Here is an 11,349-nt window from a genome sequence, read left to right on the forward strand (position 1 = left end):
CTTTTGCGAACCAAACTGTTTGAATCTAATTAATAAATAGTATCTATTAAGCTGCATTATCAATATTAGCCAAGTGTCTATTTTTGCTTAAGGTGTTGCCACCTCAAGCCAAAGAATAGTGCAATTAGCTATAATTGCTCATAAAAATTGCTCATAAAAACTGAATTAAAACCGCTTATGACTCTTTAGAGTCATCTAAGGCTTTATTTATTAATTGAGGATCAAGGTTTTTACTGGTTTCAACGCCCAACTTTTGCATAACATGGGCTTGCCTTATTAAATTACCTTTACCTTGGGACAGTTTATTCATTGCTTGCTGGTAGGCTTTATCGGCAGTGTCTAAAGCGCGGCCAAGTTTATCCATGTCGTCAACATAGCTGCATAATTTATCGTAAATTTTACCTGCTTGGGCTGCGATACTTTGGGCATTTTGGTTTTGGTACTCATAGCGCCAAATATTGTTAATGGTGCGCAGTGCTACTAATAAGTTGGTTGGACTGACTAACATAATATTATGATCGAGGGCGAAGTTCACTAAGCTAGGATCTGACTCCAGAGCCAGTAAAAATGCAGGTTCTATTGGAATAAACATTAATACATAGTCGAGACTTTTTAGGCCGTGTAGCTTGTGATAGTCCTTATGGCTTAGGCCTTTAATGTGTTGACGAATAGATAAAGCCAGCTCTTTTATCGCTTGTTGCTGTACTAGCTCGTCTTCACTATTAAAGAAGCGCTCGTAGGCAATTAATGACATTTTGGCATCAATCACCACATCTTTTTGTTCAGGAAGGTGAACGATGACATCAGGTTTAAAGCGCTTACCTTGATCGTCTTTTAAATCTTGCTGAGTATGGTATTCATGGCCTTCACGTAGACCACTTTCTTGTAGGACCCGCTCAAGGATGACTTCACCCCAATTACCTTGCTGCTTGTTATCGCCTTTGAGCGCCTTAGTAAGATTGACTGCATCTTGACTCATTCGCAAATTAAGTTCTTTGAGTGCATCAAGTTGATGTTTAAGGGCGCTGCGTTCAGTTTGCTCCTGGCTATAGGATTCTCTAACTTGTTGTCTAAAGCCTTCTAGCTGCTGTTTTAATGGCCCAAGCACGCCATCCATTTGGCTGACATTTTGCTTTTTAAAGTTTTCTGACTTCTCCTCGAAAATACGATTCGCCAGATTTTCAAATTGCAGTTTTAGTCTTTCTTCGGCTGATTCTAGTAAGGCGATTTTGTCATTTAAAGCGGTTTTTTCGATATTAGCCTGCGCTTGAATGCTTTGTTGAATCGCATTAGATTTAGACAGTGCTAGCTGGGTTTCCATGAATTTACGCTGGCCATCGTTTAACTGTTGTTCTAGTAATGGCACTCTTTCGGCAAAGGCTTCCATTTTAGCTAATTGACCAATCAATGACTCGAGCTTATTTTGAGTGAGCATTAACGCATCTTGTTTGTCATCAATTTGCTCTGTAAGTGATTGCTGTTTAATTTCAAATTCAGCAGTTAATTGGCTCATTTCTTCAGCAATGCGTTGTCTGTGTTGCTCCCAGCGCTGACGGGTTAATCGCTGATTAAGTAGTGCGCCAATTAGAAGAGATAAAAAAGCGACGGCGGCTAAAACGATAATTTCGGGGATAGTTAAACTTGTAGGAAATGTCATGCAAAAAACCTGCAAAAAATGATGCTTAAGATTCTCATGCAGGGCAGTACACTGCAAGGCTCAAAAGGACTAATTAATACTTAAGCGCTTAATTATTAAACTCAAAACATCAAAATAGTAAACTTTTTGAAATTTTAACGCGTATTAGACTGTCTACTATTTATATCAAATGATAATAATTGAATGAGGTGACCTATGGTGTCAAAAAAAGGTTTTTTCAAAGGCATTGCCAACCCACCATCATGGGCATTAAAAGAAAATCAAGTCACTCCAGAAACGGTGTTTCGGGATCGACGCAATATCGTTAAAGCCTTGGGGCTAGGCTCGCTCGGGGCTAGCTTGCCGGGGCAAGTGCAGGCGGGTTTGTTCGATTTATTTGGCAGCGACGATAAATCTGCGTTTGCGGTGCAAGGTATTGATTATACAAAGCCTAGCCGCTTTCAAATCAATGATAAATTAACCCCAGAAGATAAAATTACCCGTCACAATAATTTCTATGAATTTGGCACTAATAAACAAGACCCGTTTGAAAATGCGCAATCATTTCAAGTTAATCCCTGGGAGCTTAAAATTGAAGGCTTAGTGGATAAACCGTTAACCTTAGATTTGAACGACTTAACCAGTAAATTCGCCCTTGAAGAACGTATTTATCGCTTAAGATGTGTAGAGGCGTGGTCAATGGTGGTGCCTTGGGTAGGGTTTTCATTGGCTGAGTTATTGAAAATGGCAGGGGTATCTAATAAGGCAACTCATGTGGCCTTTGAGACCTTGTTTGACCCTGACCAAATGCCAGGGCAGCGAAATCGTTTAATGGGCGGCGGGATACATTACCCTTATGTAGAAGGGGTAACCATTGCTGAAGCCATGAATGAATTGCCATTTCTTGCCGTAGGCTTATATGGTAAAACCTTGCCGCCGCAAAATGGTGCGCCAGTGAGGTTAGTTTTACCTTGGAAGTATGGCTTTAAGAGTATTAAGTCCATCGTTAAAATTCGCGTTACCGATAAACAGCCACCTACCAGTTGGAATCAATTAGCGCCAAGCGAATATGGTTTTTATGCCAATGTGAATCCGCAGGTTGATCATCCTCGTTGGTCGCAGGCCTCTGAGCGCAGTATTGGTGAAGGAGGCTTGTTTTCAGCCAAACGAATTCCAACACAAATGTTTAATGGTTATGGTGAGTCTGTGGCTGGTTTATATAACAATCTCGATTTGAGGAAGTATTATTAATGCGCTTAACCCCGGGTGGTTTATTGTGGTTAAAAGGGCTTTTACACCTTAGTTTTATCTTACCGGTTGTTTATTTAATTATGCTGGTATTGACCGATAATGCTGGTGGCGATCCGGTGCAATATATTATTCATTTTACCGGTATGGGCGCGATAAATGCTTTGGTGGTGACCTTAATGATCTCACCACTGGCTAAGCTGACTAAACAAGGCTTGTTATTGCAAACAAGGCGGCTAGTGGGTTTATATGTATTTGCCTATGCTTGTCTACATATTAGCGCCTTTATCAGTTTAGATTTGCTGTTTGCGTGGGGCTTTTTAGTTGAAGAAGTCATTAAACGGCCTTACATTTTAGTCGGATTTAGCGGTTTTATTATTGCACTATTGCTAGCGGTGACCTCTTTTAAAGCATTAAGGCGCAATATGGGCAGGCGCTGGCAATCATTACATAATTGGATTTATGTGTTAGCGATATTGGCACCCATTCATTTTTACTGGTCGGTCAAATCTGAGATTATTGAACCGAGTATTTATATTGCTGTGATAGCGTGCTTGTTATGGCTAAGAAGACGCCAAATTAGTCACTGGTTAATGCCGAAATCAAAATTGAGACCGAAAATTAATACGAATGCTAAAAGCCAAACCTGAATATTTAAGGTTTTTGAGTAGTTGAATTTTGAACGCTTAAGCTTAAAGGCTATAAGCTTGAAGATTTAGCTGATGACATAAAAATACCGGCAAAGTGTCGGTATTTTTATGGCTAGCATTTATTGAAAATCATTTATCTAAATAAGCTTTGTTTGCTTCTAGCTTGTTTTACTAAGCCATTGACCGAGTAACTGGCAAATAGACTAAATAACATTACCCCAGTCATAATCGCAGCAAGGCGCAGCCAAGGTTGCTCCATGGCTATTCGTAGATCAATATATTGAACAGTGCTTACGCCCCATACCCCGATAGTGCCTAATACCAAGCCGATTTGGATTATTCGGTTTAAAAAGTTGTTTTTAAAAGCCAAAAGTAATGGCATCACTGCACAAATTATTGCTAATGGCATTTGAGCGTAACGCAAAAAGTGTGCGCCAAGTAACATGTACGCTAAGGTGATTAATAGTACGCGCCACCGCATAGGGATTCTCCGAAAAGCTGACAATTGCTTAATGAGCTTCTTAAGCAAGGGTGTTGAAAGATGACGCAATATAACCGATTTGCTAATGCAAATTTCTAATCTCTATCACATATTCAATAGAGAATAGTTCTTTAGGTGACAAAGCTTGCTGAAAGCGCTGAAAGTGAGATTTAAGGATTAAATCTAGGCTTGGGATTATGTGGTGATATTGTCATTGTATGGCAAGCACAGATGAAGTTATTAAGGTAATTTAAGCCTCTGAGCTTAATAATGAGTATTGATTTTATGTGTTATTTAGGCAAACGAGAAACTTAAAGAAGGGGTAACGCTAAAGCAGAAGAATTGGTCGGGATAACAGGATTTGAACCTGTGATCTCTTGTCCCCCAGACAAGCGCCTTACCGGACTAGGCCATATCCCGAACGTCATTCTTTAGCTAGATTACCTAGAAGGTATTTGCGCCGCAACAATAAAATGCAAAATTGAATTTAAATGATTAATAAACAGGCATTTGCTTTGTGGCTTTTACATCTTTAGTTATCTTTTGCTTGGAAAATAGGCAATATTTTCTGACGATTAAACCGAGATTGAGTTAAATAGCATCAACCACGGTTCAATGGTTATTTATTGTAAAGCCTTCGACCTTCGCGCATGACCTGAATTAGCTCAGGAGCACTGAGTTTTCGCTTAAGACGTTTTTTGTAGTCGATATCATAAATTCGATATTTTCCATGTCTGCCTAGAACCGTAATCTCATCTTGTTGGTATATTGCAAAGGTGCTGCTATCACCGATATAGACCCAGCTCTTCTCACTGGGTTGTAATAGGTTGTATCCAGAGCTGTAATCGGTGATCGGGTTATTACAATGCAGTGCTTGCCCCATGATTGTCGGTACTACGCCATAGTGGCTAGTACGATAATTTACGGTATCAGAGGTTGTTTTAGGCCAATGCATGACAAAGGGCACTTTGACATTAGCAGGTGAAAGATCCTGATTAACTTCACGAGGATTACTACTGAAAATTTGCCCATGGGTACCGGTGACAATGACTAAGGTTTGATCATCAAGGTTAGTAAGCAATTGTTGTATTTGCTGATCGATAAAGAATAGCGACTGCCTGTATTGGTTATATAGCACTTTTTCAGCAGGTTTTAAGCTTAGATGGGGCTTAACAGTTTCAATGCCTAAAAAGCCAATTGGGGTGTCATAGTGCTTAGTGGCAGATAAGTTTACCAATGAAAACCACGGTGAGGCTTGCTGAGCTTGCCATTGAATAAATAGCTCAGTATTTTTGATGTCGGTTTGCGCGCTGCCAATATCGCTATGGCTTAGGTGCATATCCATACCGTCAAAAATGGCATGGTTGGCTAATTCGTCGGCATTGTCTTGGGGCATAAATACCGCTTGATGATAGCCTTGTTCTGACAATACTTGGGTTAATACTGGCGCAGTATGCTCGAACGCTTTTTTATCACTATAGCTCCCTTGTAAGCCATAAAGTAAGGCAAACATACCGGTATTAAATTGGTTGCCACCACTAAAGTGTTCAGTGAATTGTTTATTCTGTTGCTGGTACTGGCTGAAAAACGGCATAGTTGCCGGGTTCACCATGTCAGCTCTTAAACCATCAACTGAGACGATAAGGATATTTTGTTGTTTTTGCGCTTTGCATTGCAGCGCAGCTATTGGGTAGTTCAGTTGTTTTGATTTTGTTTGATAGGTCTTATCTGGCGCAGTCGTGCCATCAATACCATGACTTTCCATAAATGATCGTGCCGTTGCTGGGTAAGACAATGGCATGGTGTCATCAAAACGGGTAATTTGGGTGACATCGTTTGCATCGGCCCAAATATGGATGACATGACTGGTGATGAAACAAATGCCGATAAAGGCAATGACTTTATTACCTAGCTGCTTTTTCTCTATTTTTTCAATTCGTTTCCACAGAAAATTCGCGGCTGTGAGCTCAATTAAAATAATGCCGATAGGAGTAGCAATATAAGAGGTGTTACCTAATAGGGCATTGAGATCTGACCAGGCTAAGTCAAAAGCGAATGGACTTAAGTGAATACCATAATCATCAAATATTACGGTGTCATAAAGTAAAATACATAAGCCGAGGGTTGCGATTAAGGCAGCATAACCCCGTAGGATTTTTGAATAAGGTAGTAATAATGTGGCAGGAAAAAGAAAAACGACGTAAACAATAAAAGCCAAAAAGCTAAAATGACCAATACTGCTAATGGCTAAGTAACCCCAACCTATGAGGGTTTCAGGGTAACCCACACTACTGAGGTATCGCGTTCCCACAATAATGGCTAACAAGCCATTAAAGAAGGCAAACCAGTGGCCCCAGTTAACAAGACGCGACACTTTGTCACGGGTCATTTGTTTTTTGCGCTCAACCATGCGGTATCGTTTTCCTAATTCGTATTAATCAAAAATAACAGGATAATTGATTAATTTAAATGCCTTTTAATGATACTTAACTGGTTTTTACAGATTGAGCCAAGGCTTTAGCGAATTGCTCTGCTACTGCTTGACGAGATTCACTGGGTACCTTGTTTTCCAATAAGTGAGAAACGCAGTTACCTAGCACCATCAAGCTTAAATCTGTAGGCGCTTGATGCTTATTCAGCACTGCTAATAGCTCAGAAATTAATGCTTCAACTTGGGTGTTGGTGTATTTAGATTGGATAGCCATATTCGAAATCGTTCAAAAAGTAATGAATTAGCACGTGATTATATCGGATTTTAAGCTGATACGCTGCAAGTTTCTGTTGCTGGGTGTTAGTGATTATGGGGTTTATAGCTGGTGTTTTCTAAAGCGGACAGAACATCAGTTTAACCCTTGGATCTCAGGAGATGCATTTGACGTAATTTGACGGTTTTATTTTTAGATTTTTGAACACGGTCTGTTATGATATCTACCGCTATTTCGCTTCCATCACAAAGATCAGTTAGGGCTTATGAGCATTAATATCGAACAAGCAATTATCCATGAAATTTCTCAAGATAGTCAGGGGCAACTAAGTTGTCGTTTAAGACCTCAGCCACTATTAAATAGCAGCGCCGTAGAAGCGATGTTAGAAGAATTACACCAAACCTATACCGGTAAAGCGGGTAAAGGTTTTGGCTTTTTTGGAACCCACGGCGAAGATGGCGAAGCAAACCCCGCTTTTTCTGATGCATTAAGTGAATACCGCAGTGGTGAATTAGGCTTTGTTGAGTTTAGCAGTGCTGCCAGTAAGCTTTTACAAGAAGAACTCGCTAAATATGATTTTAGCCAAGGCGGTTTTTTATTAATGTCTTGCTATACCAACATGACTAGCGATTATTTGTTTGTCGCCTTGCTTAATGCCAAGCCTTCAATGACGGTACTTGATGATATGGAGTTGTCGCAAAATAATCATCTTGATTTAACTAATGTCCAACTTGCCGCCAGAATTGATTTAACCGAATGGCAAGCAGACAAAGCTTCACGTAAATATATTTCATTTGTCAGAGGCCGCGCGGGCCGAAAAGTGGCAGACTTCTTCCTTGATTTTATGGGCTGTGTTGAAGGGGTAAATACGAAAGCGCAAAATAAAACCCTTATGCATGCAGTTGAAGATTTCGTAGCTAGCAGCGAATTAACCAAAGATGAACGTCAACAGTGCCGCGACAAGGTATTCGAGTATTGTTCAGAAAGAGCTGATGAAGGCGCTGATATTGAAGTCAAAGATTTAGCGGATGAACTTGCCGACTCTGGTATGGATTCGTTTTATGACTTTGCCTGCGGTGGATCTTATGAACTTGATGAAGAGTTTCCAGCAGATAAGGCCAGTTTACGTACCTTGAAGAAGTTTTCAGGTACCGGTGGCGGGGTAACATTAAGTTTTGATGGCGGCCATTTAGGTGAGCGAGTTATCTATGATCCTATTTCGGACACGATTTTGATTAAAGGCGTGCCTGCAAATTTAAAAGATCAATTAGACCGTCGCCTAAAAGGTGAATAAAGCAACGATTTACAATTAAAGTGTCCAAATGGGCACTTTTTTTTGCACTTAATTTAAAGATTTAACGATTTCAGCACATTATTTAGGGGATTTGGCTATTTTTACATTTTTATCATGGCAATGTGTGTTCTTTTTAGTACACTAGCCAGCAAACTTAACCTATTGTCAGTGGACGAGAAATCGACCACATTGGGGGATACATGATTACTGCCTATGTTTATGAAAATCGCAAGTTAACTGTTCACGAATTAAATGTTCGAGACAGTATTCCCGATCGAACATTGTGGTTAGATATGTTTAAACCCAATGATGATGAAAGGGAATGGCTAAGTCGGTTTTCGGTAGAAGAAGTACCCGAAGAAGAAGACATCAATGAGATTGAAGCATCAGCTCGTTTTTTCCAAAGTAAAGATGGCTTACACATCAATTCATTATTCCCCCAACGTGTAGGATCAGACGTTAGAGGCATTAACGTTTCTTTCAATTTACGTAAGGATTTTTTGCTGACGATACGTGAAGAGGATATCGGTTTAATTCGCTTGCTGCGTAACTACTTACGCTTAGGTCGCTTAGATGTCAGCTCTCCTCAGGGGTTAATGCTGGAACTTTTCACCCTTAAAGTCGATTACCTGTCTGATTTAATTGAAGATGTATATTCAGTGCTTGAAAGTGTCGGCGAGCAAGTGTTCGAAGACCAAGAATTAGATGATGTGTTTAAACTCATTACCTTACAAGAAGATTCAAATGGTAAAATTCGCTTAAGTTTGCTCGATACTCAGCGGTCTTTACGTTATATCCAACGTTATTATCGCGAACATTTATCTGAAGAAAATATTAAAGATTTGCGTGAAATGCTATCTGATATTGAGTCATTGATGCCCCACAGCCAATTTATTTTTGATAAGTTAAACTTTTTGCTGGATGCGGCGATGGGCTTTAGTGGTATACAACAGACTAAAATTATTAAGATATTTTCGGTTGCAGCAGTAGTGTTTTTACCGCCAACGGTTATTGCCAGTAGTTATGGAATGAACTTTACCAATATGCCTGAACTAGATTGGCGTTTTGGTTATCCCATGGCCATAGGAATGATGCTCGCGAGCGCCGCAGGTACGTATTTCTTCTTTAAACGTAAAGGCTGGCTATAGCGCTTTTATAAAGCTGATGACTTTAAAGCCATTAACGCAACCGTTAATGGCTTTTTTTGTTGGGTCGATGCTGATGTTAAAACGCAAACTTAGCTATTCGATTATGCATTGCCAATGGCATAACTTATGTTTTCTCTTGGGCTTAGGTACTTGAAGATTTTTTCGGGTAATGCAGAAGCTGGCAAACAGCGCACAATGCTGATGTCTTCTTTTTCTAAATCAATAATTGGTGCTTGCTCTTTTGGTACGATAGGGTCGTAGAGCATAATTTGCGGAAATAATATCTTGTTTAAATTTACTGACATTACCATGCCAAATTGACCACTTGAAAGCTCGATGAGGCTGCCCGGTGGATAAACACCGATAGTTTTGATGAGCTTACCAACGTACTCAGGGTTAAGTTTACTTTTATAATTTTTGTAAAGTAGCCCCAAAGAAGCATAAGGGGTTTTAGGTTTTGATAACTTAGTACCGTTACACAAGTTATCGTACTCATTAATAACACTTATTAGTTGCGAGTATTTGTCTAACTGATCGCCTTTTAGGCCTTTGGGGTAGCCAGAGCCGTCAAGGTACTCATGATGATTAGTAATCATGGGTTTAGCCTGCTCAGGAAAGCTGTCAGCTAATTTTAAAAAGTTGAGGCTCATCAAAGAATGCTGTTTTAATAAGTTCTTTTCCGGCGTCGTTAGCGGCAATTGTTTGCTCAAAATATTACTGGGGATTTTTAGTTTCCCCAGATCATGAAATAACGCACCAAGGCCTATAAGTTCAATTTCATCACGAGGCCAGTTTAAGTTTTTAGCCAGCATCATACACATTGTCGACACATTGAGTGAATGATGGAAAATGACATCATTGGGCTTTGCATCAGTCATTAAATGCAGCACCAAATCATCAGAACTCAATAGCATATTGGTCATGTCTGTGATCATTTCTTTTGCATCACTGACCGAATTTAAAGGGCGACTGCCAAGCTTTGATACGCTTGAGCGCATCATGGCGATAGAACGCTCAAATTGCTGTTCGGTTTTTTTCAAATTGCGGCGTAACTTTTTTTGGGCATCGATTTGAATCTGTTTGTAAGATTCCATTTTAGCTTTAATCTGTTTTAGCTCCTCAGGATCAACCACTGTACTAGCGTTTTTATTCGCTGAGGGTTTTAAGTCAATTAACCCTAAATCACTGCGCTCGGCGTCATAATAAATATCGTTAATATTGAGGCTTTTAAGTAATTCAATTTGTGACTGGGATTTTAGTTTGAAATTACTAAATAAAAATGGGTGATCTTTCCATGAAATAGGTAGTCGAATGAAATGACCTACCTGAAGCTGATTAATTGAAATTTTTATGTTTTTGTTCATAGATTAAAAGAGTATCACCTGATTTATTGTTTTATTTATAGCGGTTATGTGGATGCACTTTGCAGTGCAAAACATTCCGTGGCAGCATAATATCATTACAATATTAAAAAGTGCCTATAGATTATGGATTTTATTGACGTTATACCCAATGCTATTAGTGATGATTTGTGCGACAGGTTACGAAATGCTTTTGATAATCACTCTGGAGTGACTGAAGGAAAGACAGGACAGGGTGTCGATAGGAATAAAAAACGCAGTTTAGATTTAACCTTAGACTTGCACAATAACTTAACCCAGCTTAAAAATGAGTTATTACAGTTAACATTAACCCATGCGGCAAACTATTTCAGCCAGTACCCTATGGCACTCATGGGTGCGGTATCTGTCACCATCGCCAATGATAAAGGTGAAGCTGTTACGCTAAATCCTGATAACTTTTCTGACCTAGGGGCGAATAAAGCCAAAGCGATAACGCAATATTTATACCGCAGTGGTACGGTTAATGTGCAAAAATATCAGCAAAGTTTAGGTGGTTACCCTCATTGGCATTCAGAACACTTTCCGCAGTCTGGTTCCCATGAAGCCTTGCATAGGGTATTACTTTATATGTATTACCTTAATGATGTTGAGCAAGGCGGTGAAACTGAGTTTTATTATCAAAATAAAGCCATTAAGCCTACAAAAGGTACTATGGTGATTGCCCCCGCAGGCTTTACCCACACCCATAGGGGCAATATCCCTATCAGTGATGATAAATATATTGCCACCTCATGGATAATGTTCAATCGCGCTGAGCAACTTTATACCGCGCAAGCGAAGTGAT

10 protein-coding genes and 1 tRNA gene are annotated in these 11,349 nt (G+C 39.6%); 5 read left to right on the plus strand and 6 right to left on the minus strand.

The genetic code is table 11. From position 1 onward, the window contains the following. Positions 1-175: 175 nt before the first annotated feature. Entirely contained in the window at positions 176-1,657 is a 1,482-nt protein-coding gene (gene rmuC / locus BCU57_RS04220; RefSeq protein WP_102439758.1) for a DNA recombination protein RmuC, read from the minus strand. Between the two features lie 195 nt (positions 1,658-1,852). Here rmuC and msrP point away from each other — a divergent pair, with 195 nt between their 5' ends. Together msrP and msrQ are read left to right on the plus strand one after the other, a co-directional pair. After that, positions 1,853-2,887 (plus strand): protein-methionine-sulfoxide reductase catalytic subunit MsrP, encoded by a 1,035-nt coding sequence (gene msrP / locus BCU57_RS04225; protein WP_102439759.1) that lies wholly within the window; start codon positions 1,853-1,855, stop codon positions 2,885-2,887. After that, entirely contained in the window at positions 2,887-3,534 is a 648-nt protein-coding gene (gene msrQ, locus BCU57_RS04230) for a protein-methionine-sulfoxide reductase heme-binding subunit MsrQ (protein ID WP_102439760.1), read from the plus strand. The genes msrP and msrQ overlap by 1 nt, the downstream gene beginning before the upstream one ends. Before the next feature lie 133 nt (positions 3,535-3,667). On the opposite strand, the gene BCU57_RS04235 is transcribed toward msrQ, so the two are convergent. The 4 genes from BCU57_RS04235 to BCU57_RS04250 all read right to left on the minus strand — a co-directional run bounded on the left by BCU57_RS04235 (position 3,668) and on the right by BCU57_RS04250 (position 6,720). Continuing rightward, positions 3,668-4,015, minus strand: a complete 348-nt coding sequence (locus tag BCU57_RS04235) for a hypothetical protein (RefSeq protein WP_102439761.1) — start codon at positions 4,013-4,015, stop codon at positions 3,668-3,670. Between the two features lie 343 nt (positions 4,016-4,358). Further along, a tRNA-Pro gene (locus BCU57_RS04240) sits at positions 4,359-4,435 on the minus strand. Between the two features lie 199 nt (positions 4,436-4,634). Beyond that, positions 4,635-6,425, minus strand: a complete 1,791-nt coding sequence (locus BCU57_RS04245; RefSeq protein ID WP_102439762.1) for a DUF3413 domain-containing protein — start codon at positions 6,423-6,425, stop codon at positions 4,635-4,637. Positions 6,426-6,501: 76 nt separating this feature from the next. Further along, on the minus strand, positions 6,502-6,720 hold the full coding sequence (locus BCU57_RS04250; protein ID WP_076536859.1) for a YejL family protein: 219 nt from the start codon (positions 6,718-6,720) through the stop codon (positions 6,502-6,504). Between the two features lie 265 nt (positions 6,721-6,985). Between BCU57_RS04250 and yejK the strand changes: the two genes are divergently transcribed. Together yejK and corA are read left to right on the plus strand one after the other, a co-directional pair. Beyond that, a complete protein-coding gene (yejK, locus tag BCU57_RS04255; protein ID WP_102439763.1) occupies positions 6,986-8,014 on the plus strand; it encodes a nucleoid-associated protein YejK in 1,029 nt (342 codons plus the stop codon). Positions 8,015-8,214: 200 nt separating this feature from the next. Next, positions 8,215-9,162, plus strand: coding sequence for a magnesium/cobalt transporter CorA (gene corA, locus BCU57_RS04260; protein WP_102439764.1), 948 nt, complete (start codon positions 8,215-8,217; stop codon positions 9,160-9,162). 101 nt (positions 9,163-9,263) lie between these two features. Here corA and BCU57_RS04265 read toward each other — a convergent pair whose 3' ends face one another. Next, a complete protein-coding gene (locus BCU57_RS04265) occupies positions 9,264-10,526 on the minus strand; it encodes an HD-GYP domain-containing protein (RefSeq protein ID WP_102439765.1) in 1,263 nt (420 codons plus the stop codon). Between the two features lie 123 nt (positions 10,527-10,649). Here BCU57_RS04265 and BCU57_RS04270 point away from each other — a divergent pair, with 123 nt between their 5' ends. Continuing rightward, the gene (locus BCU57_RS04270; RefSeq protein ID WP_102439766.1) at positions 10,650-11,348 is read left to right on the plus strand and encodes a 2OG-Fe(II) oxygenase; all 699 of its coding nucleotides are present in this window, start codon (positions 10,650-10,652) and stop codon (positions 11,346-11,348) included. Position 11,349 lies beyond the last annotated feature (1 nt).

Source organism: Shewanella sp. 10N.286.48.B5 (genome assembly GCF_002874355.2).
GTDB lineage: Bacteria > Pseudomonadota > Gammaproteobacteria > Enterobacterales > Shewanellaceae > Shewanella.